Origin of the sequence: Pseudomonas sp. 3JA (assembly GCF_036961705.1) — a bacterium.
Lineage (GTDB): Bacteria > Pseudomonadota > Gammaproteobacteria > Pseudomonadales > Pseudomonadaceae > Aquipseudomonas > Aquipseudomonas fluorescens_Q.
The window spans coordinates 45,457-64,898 of the sequence record NZ_JBAMDJ010000026.1 but is presented as its reverse complement, the minus strand read 5'-3'; the positions used below and the strand labels follow the sequence as shown (position 1 = coordinate 64,898).

The 19,442-nt window shown below is 62.2% G+C and carries 20 protein-coding genes; 12 read left to right on the top strand and 8 right to left on the bottom strand.

All coding sequences use genetic code 11. The features are described from left to right. Window positions 1-26 precede the first annotated feature (26 nt). From V7773_RS20035 to V7773_RS20020, 4 genes are all read left to right on the top strand, one after another. On the top strand, window positions 27-2,777 hold the full coding sequence (locus V7773_RS20035; RefSeq protein WP_063325240.1) for a response regulator: 2,751 nt from the start codon (window positions 27-29) through the stop codon (window positions 2,775-2,777). Window positions 2,778-2,843: 66 nt separating this feature from the next. After that, window positions 2,844-3,833, top strand: a complete 990-nt coding sequence (locus V7773_RS20030) for a 2-hydroxyacid dehydrogenase (protein WP_063324748.1) — start codon at window positions 2,844-2,846, stop codon at window positions 3,831-3,833. A 333-nt stretch (window positions 3,834-4,166) separates the two neighbouring features. Further along, the gene (locus V7773_RS20025; RefSeq protein ID WP_336074690.1) at window positions 4,167-4,601 is read left to right on the top strand and encodes a hypothetical protein; all 435 of its coding nucleotides are present in this window, start codon (window positions 4,167-4,169) and stop codon (window positions 4,599-4,601) included. After that, window positions 4,601-5,005 (top strand): META domain-containing protein, encoded by a 405-nt coding sequence (locus tag V7773_RS20020; protein WP_003204689.1) that lies wholly within the window; start codon window positions 4,601-4,603, stop codon window positions 5,003-5,005. The genes V7773_RS20025 and V7773_RS20020 overlap by 1 nt, the downstream gene beginning before the upstream one ends. A gap of 163 nt (window positions 5,006-5,168) precedes the next feature. On the opposite strand, the gene V7773_RS20015 is transcribed toward V7773_RS20020, so the two are convergent. Then, window positions 5,169-5,636 carry a TlpA disulfide reductase family protein gene (locus V7773_RS20015; RefSeq protein WP_063324746.1) on the bottom strand — a complete coding sequence of 156 codons (468 nt, stop codon included), beginning with the start codon at window positions 5,634-5,636 and terminating at the stop codon, window positions 5,169-5,171. A gap of 114 nt (window positions 5,637-5,750) precedes the next feature. Between V7773_RS20015 and arsC the strand changes: the two genes are divergently transcribed. The 3 genes from arsC to V7773_RS20000 are packed head-to-tail and all read left to right on the top strand — an operon-like array spanning window position 5,751 to window position 7,124. Then, entirely contained in the window at window positions 5,751-6,104 is a 354-nt protein-coding gene (gene arsC / locus V7773_RS20010; RefSeq protein ID WP_057448610.1) for an arsenate reductase (glutaredoxin), read from the top strand. After that, complete coding sequence (gene wrbA, locus V7773_RS20005) at window positions 6,101-6,706, top strand: NAD(P)H:quinone oxidoreductase (RefSeq protein WP_336074685.1); 606 nt, start codon at window positions 6,101-6,103, stop codon at window positions 6,704-6,706. The genes arsC and wrbA overlap by 4 nt, the downstream gene beginning before the upstream one ends. After that, window positions 6,699-7,124, top strand: coding sequence for a DUF2069 domain-containing protein (locus V7773_RS20000; protein WP_063324745.1), 426 nt, complete (start codon window positions 6,699-6,701; stop codon window positions 7,122-7,124). Before wrbA ends, V7773_RS20000 begins: the two co-directional genes overlap by 8 nt. 87 nt (window positions 7,125-7,211) lie before the next feature. Here the strand turns inward: V7773_RS20000 and V7773_RS19995 are convergent, their stop codons facing one another. Both V7773_RS19995 and ttcA read right to left on the bottom strand, forming a co-directional pair. Next, entirely contained in the window at window positions 7,212-7,886 is a 675-nt protein-coding gene (locus V7773_RS19995) for a DNA-3-methyladenine glycosylase I (RefSeq protein ID WP_336074683.1), read from the bottom strand. A gap of 81 nt (window positions 7,887-7,967) precedes the next feature. Further along, a complete protein-coding gene (gene ttcA / locus V7773_RS19990) occupies window positions 7,968-8,792 on the bottom strand; it encodes a tRNA 2-thiocytidine(32) synthetase TtcA (protein WP_063324743.1) in 825 nt (274 codons plus the stop codon). Window positions 8,793-9,208: 416 nt separating this feature from the next. On the opposite strand from ttcA, the gene V7773_RS19985 reads away from it, so the two are divergent. Then, entirely contained in the window at window positions 9,209-9,811 is a 603-nt protein-coding gene (locus V7773_RS19985; protein ID WP_058542562.1) for a Yip1 family protein, read from the top strand. Between the two features lie 172 nt (window positions 9,812-9,983). Beyond that, a complete protein-coding gene (locus tag V7773_RS19980) occupies window positions 9,984-10,478 on the top strand; it encodes a SprT family zinc-dependent metalloprotease (protein WP_003204703.1) in 495 nt (164 codons plus the stop codon). A gap of 49 nt (window positions 10,479-10,527) precedes the next feature. Here V7773_RS19980 and V7773_RS19975 read toward each other — a convergent pair whose 3' ends face one another. Beyond that, the gene (locus V7773_RS19975; protein ID WP_336074678.1) at window positions 10,528-11,709 is read right to left on the bottom strand and encodes a CaiB/BaiF CoA transferase family protein; all 1,182 of its coding nucleotides are present in this window, start codon (window positions 11,707-11,709) and stop codon (window positions 10,528-10,530) included. A 304-nt stretch (window positions 11,710-12,013) separates the two neighbouring features. Further along, window positions 12,014-13,366, bottom strand: coding sequence for a dicarboxylate/amino acid:cation symporter (locus V7773_RS19970; RefSeq protein ID WP_336074676.1), 1,353 nt, complete (start codon window positions 13,364-13,366; stop codon window positions 12,014-12,016). Window positions 13,367-13,699: 333 nt separating this feature from the next. On the opposite strand from V7773_RS19970, the gene V7773_RS19965 reads away from it, so the two are divergent. Beyond that, on the top strand, window positions 13,700-14,698 hold the full coding sequence (locus tag V7773_RS19965; RefSeq protein ID WP_063324740.1) for an AraC family transcriptional regulator: 999 nt from the start codon (window positions 13,700-13,702) through the stop codon (window positions 14,696-14,698). A 162-nt stretch (window positions 14,699-14,860) separates the two neighbouring features. On the opposite strand, the gene V7773_RS19960 is transcribed toward V7773_RS19965, so the two are convergent. The 3 genes from V7773_RS19960 to V7773_RS19950 all read right to left on the bottom strand — a co-directional run bounded on the left by V7773_RS19960 (window position 14,861) and on the right by V7773_RS19950 (window position 17,585). After that, window positions 14,861-16,207 (bottom strand): ATP-binding protein, encoded by a 1,347-nt coding sequence (locus tag V7773_RS19960; protein WP_063324739.1) that lies wholly within the window; start codon window positions 16,205-16,207, stop codon window positions 14,861-14,863. Beyond that, window positions 16,204-16,881 carry a response regulator gene (locus V7773_RS19955; protein WP_014339772.1) on the bottom strand — a complete coding sequence of 226 codons (678 nt, stop codon included), beginning with the start codon at window positions 16,879-16,881 and terminating at the stop codon, window positions 16,204-16,206. Before V7773_RS19955 ends, V7773_RS19960 begins: the two co-directional genes overlap by 4 nt. A gap of 104 nt (window positions 16,882-16,985) precedes the next feature. Continuing rightward, entirely contained in the window at window positions 16,986-17,585 is a 600-nt protein-coding gene (locus V7773_RS19950) for a hypothetical protein (RefSeq protein ID WP_092145266.1), read from the bottom strand. 147 nt (window positions 17,586-17,732) lie between these two features. Here V7773_RS19950 and V7773_RS19945 point away from each other — a divergent pair, with 147 nt between their 5' ends. Together V7773_RS19945 and V7773_RS19940 are read left to right on the top strand one after the other, a co-directional pair. After that, window positions 17,733-18,524: a dienelactone hydrolase family protein gene (locus V7773_RS19945; RefSeq protein WP_092145264.1), complete on the top strand. Its 792-nt coding sequence runs from the start codon at window positions 17,733-17,735 to the stop codon at window positions 18,522-18,524. A gap of 120 nt (window positions 18,525-18,644) precedes the next feature. After that, window positions 18,645-19,370 carry a 4'-phosphopantetheinyl transferase family protein gene (locus V7773_RS19940; RefSeq protein ID WP_336074672.1) on the top strand — a complete coding sequence of 242 codons (726 nt, stop codon included), beginning with the start codon at window positions 18,645-18,647 and terminating at the stop codon, window positions 19,368-19,370. Window positions 19,371-19,442: the final 72 nt, after the last annotated feature.

The following is a 19,442-nucleotide window of genomic DNA, read 5'->3' as shown; positions in this document are numbered from 1 at the left end:
TCAGACGCTGGATGCAGGAGACAAGTGTGCTCAAGAAACTGGGAATCAAAGGCCGTGTGCTGTTGCTGACCCTGTTGCCGACCAGCCTGATGGCGCTGGTCCTGGGCGGCTATTTCACCTGGATGCAGCAATCGGAGCTGCATGCCCAGTTGTTGCAACGCGGTGAAATGATCGCCGAACAACTTGCGCCGCTGGTCGCCCCAGCCATGAGCCGCCAGGACATCGATCTACTGGAGCGCATCGCCACCCAGTCCCTCGAACAGGCGGACGTGCGCGCCGTCACCTTCCTCGCCCCCGACCGCGTACCACTGGCCCACGCCGGCCCGACCATGCTCAACCGGGCGCCGGAGGGCAACAGCACGCAGCTACTGCAACGCACTGGCAACGACGCCACGCGCTACTTGCTGCCGGTATTCGGCAAGCACCGCAACCTGGCGGGGGAACTGATTCCCGAAGAAGCCGACCGCCTGTTGGGCTGGGTCGAGTTGGAGTTGTCCCACAGCGGTATGTTGCTGCGCGGCTATCGCAGCCTGTTCGCCAGCCTGCTGCTGATCGCCGCTGGCCTGTGCCTGACCGGCTTGCTGGCCCTGCGCATGGGCCGCACGATCAACCGCCCGCTGAGCCAGATCAAGCAGGCCGTGGCACAGCTCAAGGACGGTCACCTGGAAACCCGCCTGCCGCCGCTGGGCAGCCAGGAGCTGGACGAACTGGCCTCGGGCATCAACCGCATGGCCAGTACCTTGCAGAACGCCCAGGAAGAATTGCAGCACAGCATCGACCAGGCCACCGAGGACGTGCGCCAGAACCTGGAAACCATCGAGATCCAGAACATCGAGCTGGACCTGGCTCGCAAGGAAGCCCTGGAAGCGAGCCGGATCAAATCCGAGTTCCTGGCGAACATGAGCCATGAAATCCGCACGCCGCTCAACGGTATCCTCGGCTTTACCCACCTGTTGCAGAAAAGCGAACTGACCCCACGCCAGCTCGACTACCTGGGTACCATTGAAAAATCCGCCGACAGCCTGCTGGGGATCATCAACGAGATCCTCGACTTTTCGAAGATCGAGGCCGGCAAGCTGGTGCTCGACAGCATTCCGTTCAACTTGCGGGACCTGCTGCAGGACACCCTGACCATCCTCGCCCCCGCCGCCCATGCCAAGCAGTTGGAACTGGTGAGCCTGGTCTACCGGGACACGCCACTGTCGCTGGTGGGCGATCCGCTGCGCCTCAAGCAGATCCTCACCAACCTGGTGAGCAACGCCATCAAGTTCACCCGCGAGGGCACCATCGTCGCCCGGGCCATGCTCGAAGACGAGCACGAAGACAGCGTGCAGTTGCGCATCAGCATCCAGGACACCGGCATCGGCCTGTCCAACCAGGATGTGCGGGCGCTGTTCCAGGCGTTCAGCCAGGCTGACAACTCGCTGTCGCGGCAACCGGGGGGCACCGGCTTGGGCCTGGTGATTTCCAAGCGCCTGGTGGAACAGATGGGCGGGGAGATCGGCGTCGACAGCACACCGGGCGAAGGCTCGGAATTCTGGATCAGCCTGCGCCTGCCCAAGACCCGTGACGATGCCGAGGACCTGCCGGGCCCACCGTTGCTGGGCCGGCGTGTAGCGGTGCTGGAGAATCACGAACTGGCCCGCCAGGCCTTGCAGCACCAGCTTGAAGACTGTGGCCTGCAAGTGACGCCGTTCAACACCCTGGAAAGCTTGACCAACGGCATCACCATTGCCCACCAGACCGATCAGGCGATCGACCTGGCCGTGCTGGGCATCACCAGCAACGACATGCCACCGGAGCGCCTCAACCAACACATCTGGGACCTTGAGCACCTGGGTTGCAAAGTACTCGTGCTGTGCCCCACCACCGAACAGACCCTGTACCACCTCTCGGTGCCCAACCCTCACAGCCAGCTCCAGGCCAAGCCGGCCTGCACCCGCAAGTTGCGCCGCGCGCTTTCCGACCTGGTCAACCCGCGCCCGACCCGCAGCGACCCCCACGAACCGGTATCCAGCCGCGCCCCGAAAGTGCTGTGCGTGGACGACAACCCGGCCAACCTGCTGCTGGTGCAGACCCTGCTCGAAGACATGGGCGCCAAGGTGCTGGCCGTGGAGAGCGGCTATGCGGCGGTCAAGGCCGTGCAGAAGGAAACCTTCGACCTGGTCTTGATGGACGTGCAGATGCCCGGCATGGACGGTCGCCAGAGCACCGAGGCGGTCCGCCAGTGGGAAAGCGAGCGGCACTGCACACCGCTGCCGATCGTCGCCCTCACCGCCCACGCCATGGCCAACGAAAAGCGCGCCCTGCTGCAAAGTGGCATGGATGATTACCTGACCAAACCCATCAGCGAGCGGCAACTGGCCCAGGTGGTGCTCAAATGGACTGGCCTGGCCCTGCGCAACCAGTCACCGGAGCGCAGCGGCGATGCCCCGGGCGGCAGCGAACTGTTGGTGCTCGATCACGAAGAAGGCCTTCGCCTGGCCGCCGGCAAGGCTGACCTGGCGGCGGACATGCTGGCGATGCTGCTGGCCTCCCTGGAAGCCGACCGCGAAGCGATCCGCCAGGCCATCGAGGCCAACGATCACAACGCACTGATCGAACGCGTCCACCGCCTGCACGGCGCCACCCGCTACTGCGGCGTACCGCAATTGCGGGCGGCCTGCCAGCGCAGCGAAACCCTGCTCAAGCAACAGGATCCCAAGGCCGCCGACGCCCTGGAAGAATTGGAGCGGGCCATCAACCGCCTGGCCAGCGAGGCGCGTATCAGCGCCTGATCCAGGGCAATGGCGACCGGAGCGATGGCGGTTAAGCTGGGTCTATTCCAATGCCAGGAGGCCGCCATGCGCGTGATTTTTTTCAGCAGCCAGACCTACGACCGCGACAGTTTCACCAAGGCCCCGACGCCCGCAGGCCTTCAATTGCAATTCCAGCCCGCCCGCCTGAACCTCGACACCGTGGCCCTGGCCGAACGGCATGAAGTGGTGTGTGCCTTCATCAACGATGACCTCAGCGCCCCGGTGCTGGAGCAACTGGCCGAAGGCGGCACGCGGCTGATCGCCCTGCGCTCGGCCGGCTACAACCACGTCGACCTGCTCGCCGCCCAGCGCCTGGGCTTGAGCATCGTCCGGGTGCCGGCCTACTCGCCCCATGCCGTGGCCGAACATGCCGTGGCATTGATCATGGCCCTCAATCGCTGCCTGCACCGCGCTTACAACCGCACCCGGGACGGCAATTTCAGCCTTCATGGGCTGACCGGGTTCGATCTGGTGGGCAAGACCGTTGGCGTGATCGGCACCGGGCAGATCGGCGCGACGTTCGCACGGATCATGGCAGGCTTCGGCTGCCAGTTGCTGGCCTATGACCCCTACCCCAACCCGCAGGTCGAAGCCTTGGGCGCCCGCTACCTGCCCTTGGCCGAGCTGCTCGCGCAGGCGCAGATCATCAGCCTGCATTGCCCGCTCAATGAACAAAGCCGACACCTGATCAATGCCCAATCGCTTGCTGCGATGCAACGCGGCGCCATGCTGATCAATACCGGGCGTGGCGGCCTGGTGGACACACCGGCCTTGATCGAGGCGTTGAAAAGCGGCCAGCTGGGCTATCTGGGCCTGGATGTCTACGAGGAAGAAGCCCAGCTGTTTTTCAAGGACCGCTCCGACCTGCCCTTGCAGGACGACGTGCTGGCCCGGCTGTTGACCTTCCCCAACGTGATCGTCACCGCTCACCAGGCGTTCCTGACCCATGAAGCCTTGGCGGCGATTGCCATGACCACCCTGGACAACATCGCCGCCTGGGCAGCCGGCACGCCGCAAAACCTGGTGGATGGCTGATCCGCTCTAGCCAGCCCCCCCCTGTAGGAGCTCGCTCACACAGGGACTTTGGTCGAGCTCCAATTTCGGCTTCACACAAACCCAATGTATCGAGGGAGCTTGCTCCCGCTGGCCTGCGAAGCAGGCCTCTGCATTTTTTCAGCCGGACCGCATGATCCGGTTGGCGACTGCTGCGCAGCCGAGCGGGAGCAAGCTCCCTCGCCACGGGTTGTGGGTTGTCTGGGCTGACGCCATCGCGAGCTCGCACAGGGATGGAGTTTCGTCGGTCAGATCCCTTATGGAGCATCCAAAGCCATGCCCCGTGCTAGCATGTCGCGCCTATTTGGAGGACCCATGGCCGAACACGATTTCCGCTACACCCTGATGAACCCGCAGCACACCTTGACCGAAGTCCGCGCACTGGCGCCGGGCCGCTACCAGGTCACCGGCAATGGCGGTTCGATCCAGGCCAACGATGTGTTGCTCGTCACGCTCAAGGGCAGCAAGGACTTGTCCATGCGCCTGACCGTGGACACCGTGCGGCACCTGCTCAAGCCCATGGGCCAATGGACCGCCATGACCACCGGCCCGGTGTTCGGCGAACTGGCGATCCACACCTGGCAGGTCAACTGCGACAGCTGCGCCAAGGAACTGAGCTTCGAATTCGCCGTCGATGCCAAGCTCGGCGTCAAGGCCGAAAAACCGGCCGCCTCCGCACGGATCGCCGAACTGGGCTGGATCACCGTGGGTGAAAAACACCTGTGCCCGAAATGCCAGGAAGCCGCCTGATGAAACGTTTGGCCCTGTCCGCGTTGATCGGCATGAGCCTGATGGGCTGTGCCGCTGAACCTGTACAGCTGCAACATAACCGCAGCTACATCCTGGAGTGGATCGGTGAACGGCCATTGATGGACTACAGCCACCTGACCATCACCCTTGGGGATGACGGTCGCGCCTATGGCAATGGCGGCTGCAACCACTGGTTCGCGCCCTATACCCTGGAAGGCCACCGTTTGAGCTTCGGCAAGATCGGCAGCACGCGCAAACTCTGCGCCCCGGCGGTGATGGAGCAAGAAACGCGCTTCTTGCAGGCCCTGGAAAAGGTCGAGCGCTGGGACATCTCGCCCATCGAGCAAATACGCTTCTGGCCGGCCCAGGGCAAGCCGCTGCGGTGGTGGTTGGAAGAGGGCTGAAGCTGACGAGCCCCCCTGTGGCGAGGGAGCTTGCTCCCGCTGGACTGCGCAGCAGGCCCCTGCGTCCTGTCCGACACCGTGGTGACAGATACATTTTGGGGCTGCTGCGCAGCCCAGCGGGAGCAAGCTCCCTCGCCACACAAGCCCTCAGCCATGACAGGGGTTATTTGAACGCCTGCAACGCTTCAAGCTTGGCCATCACCCCCGCCGCCGTCTGCTCCCCCAGCAACTGCTCGCGCACCTTGCCCTTGTTGTCGATGATGTACGTCACCGGTAGCCCTTCGCTGCGAGGAAGGTCGAAGATCTCGGCCGGATCCCGGGCCAGCACCGTGAAGCGAATCCCCATCTTGTCGCTGGCGCTCTTGAGTTCTTCGCCCTGCACCTGGTCGAAGTTGACCCCGAATACACCGACGTTGCGCCCCTTGAGCTGTTCGGCCAAGGCATTGAATTCCGGGATTTCGGTACGGCATGGCGCGCACCATTCGGCCCAGTAGTTGAGCACCACCCATTGTTTGTCCAGCCGCTGCGAGGCAATGGCCTGGCCGTTCTGGTCCACGCCGTAGTCGTTCCCGCAGCCGGCGAGCAACAAAATGCCGATAAATGTCAGTGCCGCCGTCAATCGCCTTGCCATGTGCCAATCCTTGTCTGAATGTGAACGCTGCTGCGACCCGTCGCCTCTCTCAGGTGCTAGGGGCTTCGCGGCACAGTAGAATAGCCGCCACCTTACGCAAGATGCGACCCACTCATGACCGATCTGACGCTTTATCACAACCCGCGCTGCTCGAAATCCCGCGGTGCGCTGGAACTGTTGGAGGCCCGTGGCCTGACGCCCACCGTGGTCCGCTACCTGGAAACCCCGCTCGACGCCGCGCACCTGGAGCGTCTGCTGGGCAAGCTCGGCATCACCGCCCGGCAATTGCTGCGCACCGGCGAGGACGAATACAAAGATTTGAACCTGGCCGACGAAAGCCTGAGCCAGGCCCAGTTGATCGCAGCCATCGCCGCCCACCCGAAACTCATGGAACGGCCGATTCTGGAAGCCGGGGAAAAGGCCGTGATCGGCCGTCCGCCGGAGAAGATCCTGGAGATCCTGCCGTGACCACGCCGTACATCCTGGTGTTGTATTACAGCCGCAGTGGCGCCACCAACGAAATGGCCCGGCAGATCGCCCGTGGTGTCGAGCAGGCCGGGCTGGAAGCCAGGTTGCGTACGGTGCCGGCCATTTCCGCCGAGTGCGAAGCGGTTTCGCCAGACATCCCAGAACAAGGCCCGCTCTACGCCAGCCTCGATGACCTGAAGAACTGCGCTGGCCTGGCCTTGGGCAGCCCGACCCGTTTCGGCAACATGGCCGCGCCGCTCAAGTACTTTCTCGACGGCACCAGCAACCTGTGGCTGACCGGCGCGCTGGTGGGCAAACCGGCCGGGGTGTTCACCTCCACCGCGAGCCTGCACGGCGGCCAGGAAACCACCCTGCTGTCGATGATGCTGCCGCTGCTGCACCACGGCATGCTGATCACCGGCCTGCCCTACAGCGAATCGGCCCTGATCGACACCCAGGGCGGTGGCACGCCCTACGGCCCGAGCCATCACGCCGGGGCCGACGGTAAAAGCGGCTTGAACGAACATGAGGTTGCCCTGTGCCGCGCCCTGGGTTTGCGCCTGGCGAAAACCGCCCTGTTGCTGGAGAACGGCCGTGGCTAAGAAGCCGAAGATCCTGCCTTCCATCCAATGGCTCGAACCGCGCGTACGCCTGGCTCGCGTTCTCAGCCTGCTGTGCTTTTTCGGCCTGGTGGGGTTGCTCAGCGCCTATTACCTGCTGATCGCCGACCTGCACGGCGCGCGGCCCTGGGTGATTCTGCTGATCGAACTGGTGCCGCTGCTGATACTCGCGCCCGGCATGCTCAGCGGCAGCGCCCGTGGACACTCATGGATGTGCTTCGTGGTGAACCTGTACTTCATCAAGGGCGCACTGGCAGCCTATGACCCGAACCGTCAGCTGTTCGGTGTGCTGGAAATGGCGGCGAGCGTGGCGGTGTTCTGCTCGGCGTTGTTGTATGTGCGGTGGCGGTTTCAGTTGAATCGACGGTTGGCGGGCGAGGGAGATGTCTCCGTCGCCTGATATACCGCTATCGCGAGCAAGCTCGCACACAGGGTGCCATCGAGTCCCTGTGGGAGCGAGCTTGCTCGCGATGGCCGCAACGCGGTCTCAATGATTCACGGTATACGCCAGCATCATCGATATCTGGCTCATGGGCCTTCCCCCGCTCTCTTCATGCCACTGGTTGAAGGCATTCTGCACCGTCGCCAGGTCCCGCTGGCTGCTGGGGACTTTGTCGATGATCTTCTGGGCATTGAGCGCGGCCACCACGTCATAACTGGGCACGAAGGTGTCCTTGCCCATCATCCGCAAAAAGCGCGGCGCCGACAGGCCGCCCAGTTGATGGCCGCGTTTTTTCAGGTACGTCCACAGGCCGACGATGTCGGTCACTGGCCAGTCGGCGACCAGTGCGGCGAAGCTGCCCTTTTCGTGGGCCACGTCCAATATCAGTTGCGCGTTGCGCGGTACGCTCTTGAGCTTGCCCAGATGGCGGATGATCCGCACGTCCTGCATCAACCGCTCCAGGTGCTCGGCGCTCATCAGCACGACTTTCTCCGGATCGAACTTGAAGAACACCTCTTCGAACGCCGGCCACTTGGCGTCCACCAGGCTGTGCTTGAGCCCGGCGCGGAACACCCGCAGCGCCATGGTCGAAAGGTAGCGGTCGTCGCCGATCTTGCGCAGTTGCGCCGGGGTCTTGGGAACCGGCAGGTGGGCTTCCAGTTCAGCCGCCGAACCGAAGCGGTTCAGACAATACTCGTGCAGCCACTTGTAATCGCGCATGCCCTCTCCTGGGGTCGGAAATGAAAACGGCGCCAGTGGCCCTTATAGCCATTGGCGCCGTGAATAGAGCGGTTGGCGCCGTCAGAGGTTCACCACATTGACGAACCGCGGCGTGGCGTTTTCGTCGATGCGCAGGTTGGTGAAGTCGAACAGGTTGCGGTCCGCCAGTTGCGACGGAATGACGTTCTGCAAGCCGCGGAAAATGCTCTCGGTACGGCCCGGCGTCTTGCGCTCCCACTCCTGGAGCATTTCCTTGACCACCTGACGTTGCAGGTTTTCCTGGGAGCCGCACAGGTTGCAGGGGATGATCGGGAATTGCTTGAAATCCGAATAGGCCTGGATGTCTTTCTCGCTGCAATAGGCCAATGGCCGGATCACCACGTTGCGCCCGTCATCGGCTCGCAGCTTGGGCGGCATGGCCTTGAGCGAGCCGTTGTAGAACATGTTCAGGAAAAAGGTCTCGACGATGTCGTCGCGATGGTGCCCCAGGGCCATCTTGGTTGCGCCGATCTCGTCGGCGAAGGTGTAGAGCGTTCCGCGCCGCAGGCGTGAGCACAGCGAACAGGTGGTCTTGCCTTCGGGAATCAGTTCCTTGACCACCGAATAGGTGTCTTTCTCGACGATGTGATATTCCACACCCAGCGATTCAAGGTAGGCCGGCAGCACATGCTCGGGGAACCCGGGCTGCTTCTGGTCCATGTTTACCGCGACGATGTCGAACTTGATCGGCGCAACCTTCTGCAGATGCATCAGCACATCGAGCAAGGTGTAGCTGTCCTTGCCGCCGGACAGGCAGACCATGACCTTGTCGCCGTCCTCGATCATGTTGAAATCGGCGACCGCCTCACCGGCCAGGCGGCGCAGGCGCTTTTGCAGTTTGTTCTGGTTGACCGTAAGAGTGCCCATGACGCGAAATCCGTGAGGTGTGACGAAAGGCCGGCATTTTACGCAAAAAACCTCCCGTATGGCACCGCCCCCCTGTGGCGAGGGAGCTTGCTCCCGCTGGGGTGCGAAGCAGCCCCGAAAATGTATGTATCACCGCGGTGCCGGACAGAACGCAGGGGCCTGCTGCGCAGTCCAGCGGGAGCAAGCTCCCTCGCCACATGAATCTCTTCGCCTGAGAATTACGCATACAGATCAAGCCGCGATTAACCTGCTCCTTTACAGCGCGATTTGCTCTAAGCCCACCATCCCCCTTGGGGTGACTCCTTTCTATACTGCGACATAAGGTCGCACACACTTACAGACCTTTACTTACCCGGCCATTTGGCCCGTAGGCGCTCCGTTGGGGGGCGATGGCAATAACAAAGGAGTGACTGACTATGATCCATCATGTCGTGGGGCTCTTTACCCACCCTGATCAAGAATGGAAAGAAATCCGTGGCGATCAGGAGGAAAGCATCAGCCACATGTACCTCACCCATACGCTGATCCTGGCGGCCATTCCCGCGGTATCGGCGTTCATCGGCACCACGCAGGTGGGATGGGTCATCGGCAATCGTGCACCGGTCATGCTTACCCAGGAAAGTGCGCTGTGGATGACCGTCATGTCGTACCTGGCCATGTTGGGCGGTGTGGCAGTGATGGGCGCCTTCATCCACTGGATGGCCCGAACCTATGACGCCAACCCGAGCCTGGCCCGTTGCGTCGCGTTCGCCACCTACACCGCGACACCGTTGTTCATCGGCGGCCTGGCGGCGCTCTACCCGCACATGTGGCTGGGGATGATCGTCGGCACGGCGGCGATCTGCTACACGGTCTACCTGCTGTATGTGGGCTTGCCGACGTTCATGAACATTCCCCAGGACGAAGGTTTTCTGTTTTCCAGTTCGGTGCTCGCCGTAGGCCTGGTGGTGCTGGTAGCCATCATGGCGTTCACGGTGATTGTCTGGGGGCTCGGCGTCGGCCCGGTCTATACCAATTGAAGGATTGAAACGGTCCCGATAGTACCCTCCAATAAAAACAGGATCTGCCGACACAGGCCGCCGCAAGGCGGCCTTCCTGTGTTTGAGCCGCTCGACACGACCGCTGGGCGCCTGGACGATTCGCAACGGCCGATGCTTGCGGCATACTCGGGCTTCTGGAGACCCGTAAAGCATGCTCGAGCAACTCAATACCCGCGTCGAAGAGTGTTACCAACAAGCCGAATCCTTTTTCAAACGTCCTTTCAAACGCCCGGTGGTCAGCTTCAAATTGCGTGGCCAGAAGGCCGGTGTTGCGCACCTGCATGAGAATCTGCTGCGCTTCAATCCACAGTTGTACCGGGAAAACGCTGAAGACTTCCTCAAGCAGACCGTCGCCCATGAAGTCGCGCACCTGATCGCCCATCAACTGTTTGGCGAACGCATCCAGCCCCATGGCGAAGAATGGCAACTGATCATGCGCGGGGTGTACGAACTACCGCCCAACCGCTGCCACACCTACGAAATCAAACGCCGCAGCGTGACCCGCTACATCTACAAATGCCCCTGCGACGGCAGCGACTTCCCGTTCTCGGCCCAGCGCCACAGCCTGGTGCGCCAGGGGCGGCGGTATTTGTGCCGTAGCTGTCGCAATACCTTGGTGTTCAGTGGAGAAACCCGGGTGGAATAGCAGGCTTTTGTAGTGTCTGGGCTTGCCCGCGAAGAGGCCCTAAAGGGCACTACAAAATCACCTTGGCATCCCGCAATTGAGCGATCCGCTGCGCACTGAACCCCAACTCCCCCAACACCTGATCCGTATGCGCCCCCAATCCCGCGCCAATATGCCGAGGATCAGGCAACCCTCCGGAAAATCTCAACGGACAAGCCATCTGCGCCTGGCTTGAACCATCACCCCGGGGCACCTGTGTCACCAGCTCCCGAGCCTGTAACTGCGGATGCCGAACAGCTTCCTCCAGGCTCAGGACCGGCTCGACGCAGGCATCGATCCCGGCAAACAGGCTGCACAGCTCGGCAAAATCGCGTTTTTCAAACTCGGCTTGCAGCGCCTGCTTAAGAGCGTGCTGTTGTTCAGGCTTGGGCGACAACCCCTGAGCCGCCAGTTCCGGCCGTCCCAAGGCCTCGCACAACGCCTGCATGAACACCGGTTCCAGGCTACCCACCGACATCCAGCGACCATCGCGGGTACGGTAATAGTCATAGAAGCTGCCGCCGTTGAGCATCTGTTTTTCCCGCTCCGGCTCGACACCGCAGGCCAGGTAACCGGCACCGGCCATGGCGTTGAGGCTGAACACACAGTCAGTCATGCTCACGTCAAGATGCTGCCCCTGACCGGTTTGCTGGCGGGCGATGACCGCCGCCAACAGCCCGATCACCCCATGCAACGAACCTCCGGCGATGTCCGCCGCCTGGATCCCCAGCGGCAACGGACCGCTGTCGGCGCGGCCGGTGTGGCTGGCCAGCCCCGCCAGGGCCAGGTAATTGATGTCGTGACCGGCGCGGTCCTTGTAGGGCCCGGTCTGGCCGTAGCCGGTGATCGACACGTAGATCAGCCGCGGATTGATGGCTTTCAAGGCTTCGTATCCCAGGCCCAACCGCTCCATCACGCCGGGGCGGAACTGTTCCAGCAGGATGTCGTAGTCCTTCAGCAATTGCGTGACCACCGCCAACGCTTCCGGTTGCTTGAGGTCCAGGGCCAGGCTGCGTTTGTTACGGTTGAGGTAGGCGTGGCTGGCCGAGGAGCCCTGATCATGGGGCGGCAGCACCCGCAGCAGGTCCTGGCGGGTCGGCGACTCGATGCGCAACACCTCGGCCCCCATGTCTGCCAGCAACAGCGAGGCAAACGGGCCGGGCAGCAGGGTCGAGAAATCCAGAACCTTGAGCGATGCCAGTGGGCCTTGCATAGCGATCTCCGGTGGGTGATGGCTAAAGACTAGGCAGGGGTTGGTGGTAGGGCAATCACCGCAGGTGCCAGTCTGGATGACCATTGCGCTCAGCGTGAGAGCTCTTGTGGCGAGGGAGCTTGCTCCCGCTGGGCTGCGCAGCAGCCCCCCCGCCATTTGTCTGAAGCACAGCGGTGGCAGATACATCTTAGGGTCGCTTCGCAACCCAGCGGGAGCAAGCTCCCTCGCCACAGAAGCCTCCTCGACGGAAGAGTTCTTCCAATAAAAAACCCGCCGAAGCGGGTTTTTCATTACAGCCTGAAGATTACTTCACAGTGCCTGGAGCAGAGGACTCAGCCGCTGCAATCTGCGCCGCCGCGATCTGCTCGTCATCTTCACGAACATCGTCGATACCGCGACCACCGGAAGCCAGCTCGGTCTGCAACTGATCTTCGTCCAGTTCCTTGACCCACTTGGCAACCACGATCGTGGCAACGGCGTTGCCTACCAGGTTGGTCAGGGCGCGAGCTTCGGACATGAAGCGGTCGATACCCAGAATCAGTGCCAGACCGGCCACCGGCAAGGTGCCCACGGCCGACAGGGTGGCCGCCAGCACGATGAAGCCACTACCGGTTACGCCAGCCGCACCTTTGGACGACAGCAGCAGCACCAACAGCAGGGTGATCTGGTGAGTCAGGTCCATCGGGGTATCGGTGGCCTGGGCGATGAACACCGCGGCCATGGTCAGGTAGATCGACGTACCGTCGAGGTTGAACGAGTAGCCAGTCGGGATGACCAGGCCTACGACCGACTTCTTGGCACCCAGGCGCTCCATCTTGATCAGCATGCGTGGCAGGGCCGATTCCGACGAGGAAGTGCCCAGCACGATCAGCAGTTCTTCACGGATGTAGCGAATCAGCTTGACGACGCTGAAGCCGTGGGCGCGGCAGATGGCGCCCAGTACTACCAGCACGAACACCACGCAGGTGATATAGAAGCAGATCATCAGCTGGCCCAGTTGCACCAGCGAACCGACACCGTAGGCGCCGATGGTGAAGGCCATGGCACCGAACGCACCGATCGGCGCCAGCTTCATGATCATGTTGATGATGATGAACATCACATGGGCGAAGCGATCGATGAAATCCAGCACGGGCTTGCCGTAGGCACCCAGGCGATGCAAAGCGAAACCGAAGAGCACCGAGAACATCAGTACTTGCAGGATGTCACCGTTGGCGAACGCGCCGACGATGGTGTTCGGGATCACGTTGAGGATAAAGGCGATGATGCTCTGGTCTTTACTGGCATTGATGAAACCGGCGATCTTGCTGGTGTCCAGGGTCGATACATCGATGTGCATGCCTACACCCGGTTGCACGATGTTAACCACGACCAGGCCGATCAGCAGGGCGATGGTGGAGACAATTTCAAAGTACAGCAGCGCATAGCCGCCGGTCTTGCCGACCGATTTCATGTTCTGCATACCGCCGATGCCGCTGACGACGGTACAGAAAATGATGGGGGCGATGACCATTTTGATCAGTTTGATGAACCCGTCACCGAACGGCTTGAGGGCAACACCAGTCTGCGGGTAGAAGTGGCCGAGCAAAATGCCGATGGCAATGGCTACGATCACTTGGAAATACAAGGATTTGTACAGTGGCTGACGAGTCGTCATGGCAAACCTTCCTCAAGAGTCCCGTTTGACGACTTCCACCTGTCGTCCACGGCACCTCAATTGCGAACCCTCCTGCACTGGAGGGATTTGTTTTTTGTCGGCTGCACGCGGCAGACCTGTGTGCTGTATCGCAAGGCTCGTGCCATTTTTCAGAAAACCCCTACAAGCGCTGTCGCAGAAGGGTTCTGGAATTATTCACGAGTTAAACACGGGCGTGGAATGTGGCGGATTTCCGCCCACGGGGTGTTTATCACTCCGGGATTTGGCGGATATCCGCCTTGTCGGGCCGCAGTGCCCTGCTACCATCGCCCGCTTAACGGACGGATTCCAGCCATGCGCCAACGCACGATCGCCAGCCACTTCGCCCGCGCAGCCTTGGGCGGCGCGCGCCGGCAAGGCTTCGACTATGTTCCTGTGCTGCAACAGCTGGGCATCAGCCCAGAGCTGTTGGACGAGCCGCGCGCGCGGATTGCGCCCGAGCAGTTCGCGCGCCTGTTGCAGGCGCTGTGGCTGGCATTGGGGGACGAATACCTGGGATTCGGTAGGGCTGCGAGTAAACCCGGGACGTTTGCCATGATGTGTCACGCGTTGATCCACTGTCGGACCCTGGGCAAGGCCCTTCAACGCGGCTTGCTGTTCTACAGTCTGTTCCCCGACGCGCCGAGCCTGACCCTGGAAGCCGAAGGCGAGCGAGTGCGGCTGGTGCTGGACGATTCGACGCTGTGGGACCCGGATCATTTTCTGACTGAAAGCTTGCTGGTAGTCTGGCATCGCCTGGCCAGTTGGCTGATCGGCCAGCGTATCGGCCTGGAACAGGCGACTTTCGGCTACACCAAACCCGCCCACGGTGCCGAATACGACTTACTTTTTTCCTGTCCGCTGGTGTTCGAAGCGCGCAGCAGCAGCCTGTTGTTCCACAGCCGTTACCTGGGCATGCCACTGCTGCAGGACGAACGCACCCTCAAGCACTTCCTCGAACGCTCCCCCGCCGACCTGCTGTCGCGCCCGGACGATGGCCATAGCCTGAGCAGCCAACTGCGCCGCCTGCTCAGCCGCGACACCGCCCGCTGGCCCGACCTGGACACCGTCGCCGGCCATCTGCACATCAGCCCGCAGACCTTGCGCCGGCATTTGCGTGAAGAAGGCACCAGCTTCCAGGAACTCAAGGATCAGCTGCGGCGGGATATCGCCATCTACCACTTGGGGCGGGCGGACCTGTCGTTGCAGCAAATTGCCGAGCAGTTGGGGTTCTCCGAACCATCGGCGTTTCACCGGGCGTTCAAGAAGTGGACGGGGCTGACGCCGGGGGCTTATCGGGAGCAGGAGAATTGAGTGGTGACATCCAACTTCTGTGGAGAGCCCGCCCCCCCTGTGGCGAGGGAGCTTGCTCCCGCTGGGCTGCGAAGCGGCCCCAAGAACTTGCGAGCGCTGCGCACTCGAGCGGGAGCAAGCTCCCTCGCCACAAAGGCCGGCAACCCCACCGAAGTATTCCAGTCAAACCACCGGAAAATGAATCCGGAACGCCGCCCCGCCCAGCTCTGAATCCCCCAGGGTCAACTTGGCGCCGTAGCTCTCGATGATGTCTTCCACCACCGCCAGTCCGATCCCCTGCCCCGGATGCTGGCGATCCAGTCGCTCGCCCCGCTGGAGAATCCGCGCACGTTGATCCGGTGGCACGCCCGGCCCGTCGTCCTCGACACTCAACTCCGTACCGCCAAGGGTCTGGTGCACGCTGACGCGCACCTCGCCCAGGCACAGCCGATAGGCGTTTTCCAGCAGGTTGCCGAGCATCTCCAGCAAGGCGCCCTGTTCGATCGGCACCTGGCAGTGCTCCGGCAGATCGAAACTGACATTAACTCGTTTGTCGCGATAGACCTTGTCCAGGGTGTCACACAGGCTTTGCAACACCGGGCGCAAGCGCACCTGATGGCGCACCAGCCCGCTTTTGCGCAGGCTGGCGCGCTGCAACTGGTAGCCGATCTGCTGGCTCATGCGCTCGATCTGGGTTTGCAGCACCCAAGCCTGTCCACGGTCCTCCGGGCGTCGGGCCATGTCCTCGCTGACGCCCTGCAACACCGCCAACGGGGTCTTCAAGCTGTGGGCCAGGTCATCGAGGGAATCGCGATAACGGCTGCGTTGCTCCCGCTCGCTGTACAGCAGGCGGTTGAGGGAGCCGGTCAGGCGCAACAGTTCCCGGGGATGTTCAGTACTGAGGCTTTCCCGGGCCCCGCTTTCGATTTCGTCCAGTTCCTGGCTCAGGCGCCGCAGCGCCCGAAGGCCCCAGGTCAGGCCGATCCACAACAGCGCCAGCAACACCAACAGGGCCGCGCCAAAGCCCAGATACAGATTGTCCCGCAGGCCCTGCAAGGTCACTTCGTAGTCGCGCACCGGTTGCAAGGTAACGATGCTGAACGCCGCGCTCTGGCCGCCGAGCAGCTTGATCTCGACGTCATAGACAAAAAACTCCTGGCCGTCGTTCTCGCGAATGCGCGCGAACTGGTTGCCCTGGCCGTCATAGCGTGGCGTGTAATTGATGTTTTCTTCCTGGGTCGCCTTGGATCGCCAGACCAACCGCCCCTCGCGGTCGTAGATGTAGCCCAGCAGGCGGGCATCGGCGAGGTTGAAGCGCTCATCGGGTAACTGCGCCGGCATCCTCAAGCGGTTGTTTTCCACTCGGGCGGCGGAAATCAGCGTGGTCACGTCCGAAGCCAGGCGTTGCTCGATGGATTCCTGCAGCGCCAGGCTGAACGCACCTTGCATGGCCGGCAACAAGGCCAGCATGAACAGCACCGCCAGGGTCATGGCGGCCAGCATCAACCGCAGGCGAAGCGAACGAATCACTGGCAGCGCTCGTTGAACAGGTAGCCCAGGCCCCGCACCGTGTCGATCGGTTTGAAGCCAGCCGGCGCTTCCAGCTTACGGCGCAGGCGCCCGACCAATACTTCGATGACATTGGGATCACGCTCATCGTCATCGGGGTAAAGCTGCTCCATCAAGCGGTCCTTGGCCACCACCTGCTGGTGATGGCGCATGAGGTATTCGAGGATGCGGTACTCATAGGCAGTCAACGCCAGCGGCTCCTCATCGAGGGACGCCTGCTTGCGGTTGAGGTCGAGCAGCAACGGACCGGCGACGATGGTCGATTGGGTAAAACCACTGGAGCGGCGCAACAGGGCGTTCAGCCGGGCCTCCAGCTCTTCGAACTGAAACGGCTTGACCACGTAGTCGTCGGCGCCGGCGGCCAGGCCTTCGACCTTGTCCTGCCAGTTGCCGCGGGCGGTCAGGATCAGGATTGGAAACGTCTTGTCCTGCGAGCGCAGCCGGCGGATCAGCTCCAGCCCGCTGATGCCCGGCAAGCCCAGGTCGATCACCGCCAGGTCATGGTTGAATTCCCGGACCTGGTACAAGGCCTCTTCGGCATTGGCCACGGCCTGCACCACATGGCCGCTGTCGGTGAGACGGGTTTGCAGGTGGTGACGCAACAGCGCTTCGTCTTCGACGACCAGTAATTTCATGGAGCCTCTCCCAGGCAAATCAAACAATCCAGTGCGGCGCACTTCAACGAAAGGCGCCGGATCGTCTTCGACCGATCCGGCTGGATACGCTCACCATCAACCGCTTAGAACGTGTAGTTGGCGGACAGGTAGGTCTGGGCGCTGCTGGTCAGGTCCAACGAGCCAACCTTATCGCCACCGTGCGGGCTCATCTCGGTGCTGGCGTTGCTGCGCAGGTAACGGTAACCCAGTTCAACCGAGGTGTTTTGCGAAATTTGTTGCAGCACGCCTCCTTGCAAGCCCACTGCGTAGCCAATGTCGCTGTCGCGGCTGAAGCCGGGAGAATCCTGGGTCAGCTTGGTCAGGCCCGCCGTGCCGCCACCGAACAGCTTGGTGCTGCTAGTGACCGGATAGAACACATCGTAGCTGCCCAGCAGGTTTTCCTGGCGCAGCTTGATGCCGTTGTGGGTGCCCGAGACGTTGTCGTAGGTGGCGTAGTAGCGGCCCTGGTCGTTTTGCTTGCCCAGTCGCAGGCCATACGTGGTGTCCTTGCCGATGACGCCGTCGGCGTTCGGGTTGTTCAGGGCGCTGTCCAAGGCGCTGGATTTCTTCACCTTGTCGCTGGTCTGGCCGAGGGTCAGGCTGGCGAAGTTGTCATCGGCGTGGGCCAGGGCGCTGGCGCCCAGCACGGTGAAAGCCAACAGCAGTTTTTTCATAGCAGTCATGATCAAGTTCCTTTGCAACGTGGGTGAACTGTGAAGTCGCCGTCACCTTAACCAGCGATACCTGAACCCCCCTTGAACGTTCTCTGAACCTTCGCTGAATGAATCGGCTAGAGTGTCCTGTCTCAGCACTTTTTAAGGAGATCCATCATGCGCAGGCTGCTTGCTGTTGTACTTCTGGCCATTAGCGGCGTGAGCCAAGCCGCCATCCAGACTCAGGAGCTCCCCTACACCAGTGCCGACGGCACCAAGCTGATCGGCTATTACGCGTATGACGACACCGTCAAGGGCCCGCGCCCGGGCGTGGTGGTGGTGCATGAATGGTGGGGGTTGAACGACTACGCCAAGCGCCGTGCCCGTGACCTCGCCGGCCTGGGCTATAGCGCCCTGGCCATCGACATGTACGGCGACGGCAAGAACACCGAGCACCCCAAGGACGCCATGGCCTTCATGCAGGCGGCGCTCAAGGACGGCAAGGCCGCCAGCGCACGCTTCCAGGCGGGGTTGGACCTGCTGAAGAAACAACCCCAGACTGATCCGGACAAACTCGCTGCCATCGGCTACTGCTTCGGCGGCAAGGTGGTACTCGATGCGGCGCGCCAGGGTGTGCCGCTGGCCGGCGTGGTGAGCTTCCACGGTGCGCTGGTGACCAACACCCCGGCAACACCTGGCAGCGTCAAGGCCAAGGTGCTGGTCGAGCATGGCGCCCTGGACAGCATGGTCACCCAGGACAACGTCACCGCGTTCAAGAGCGAGATGGACAAGGCCGGCGCCGACTATAAATTCGTCAGCCTCGAAGGCGCCAAACACGGCTTCAGCAACCCCGATGCCGACCGTTTGAGCCACGGCGAACATGGCGGGCCGGACATTGGCTACAACAAGGAAGCCGATGAGAAGTCGTGGGCGGATATGCAGAAGTTCTTCAAGAAAGTTTTTGACTGACGCATAACCCTGTGGCGAGGGAGCTTGCTCCCTCGCCACAGAAGCTTCTTTTCCACTCACTTGCGCCACTCAGGCTTGCCCCACTACCCAGCCTCCCGTCAACCCGGCAAAATGCCGGGCATGAAGACACTCCCCACCCTGCCCGCCTGTTGCTCGCCTCTGGATGAACACTGGCTTTTGCCCGATGCGCTGCCCGATACGGTGCTGCTGAGCACCCGCTTCGACCCGTTGCTGCTGGTAGGCACCGACTTCCCCGACAGCGCCATCGAACCACCGGCGAGCATCCAGCGATCGGTGGCCAAGCGTCAGGCTGAATTCCTGGCCGGGCGGATCTGCGCCCGGGCGGCATTGCAGCGACTCGACGGCCTGGCCTGCGTGCCGGCCATCGGCGAAGACCGCGCCCCCGTGTGGCCGGCCCATGTCAGCGGCTCGATCACCCACAGCACGGGTCGGGCCGCGGCCATCGTCGCGAAAAAAGACCAATGGCAAGGCTTGGGCATGGACGTGGAAAACCTGCTCGACCCCGAACGCGCCGAGCGCCTGGCCGGTGAAATCCTCACCCCGCCGGAGCTGCTGCGCATGGCAACGCTTGCGCATGACGAGCGGGCCTTGCTGGTCACCCTGACCTTTTCAGTGAAGGAAAGCTTGTTCAAGGCGCTGTATCCCATCGTCAGGCAGCGCTTTTATTTCGAGCATGCCGAAGTGTTGGACTGGACACACGACGGGCAGGTGCGGCTGCGCTTGCTGACGGACCTGTCGGCCGAGTGGCGTCATGGCAGCCAACTGCAGGCGCAGTTCGGGGTGAAGGATGGGCAGTTGTTGAGCCTGGTGGGGATCAGCGCCTGAGGTTTTTGGTGTCTGGGCGGACCTCATCGCGAGCAAGCTCGCTCTCACATGGGCATGCGTTCAACCTGTGGG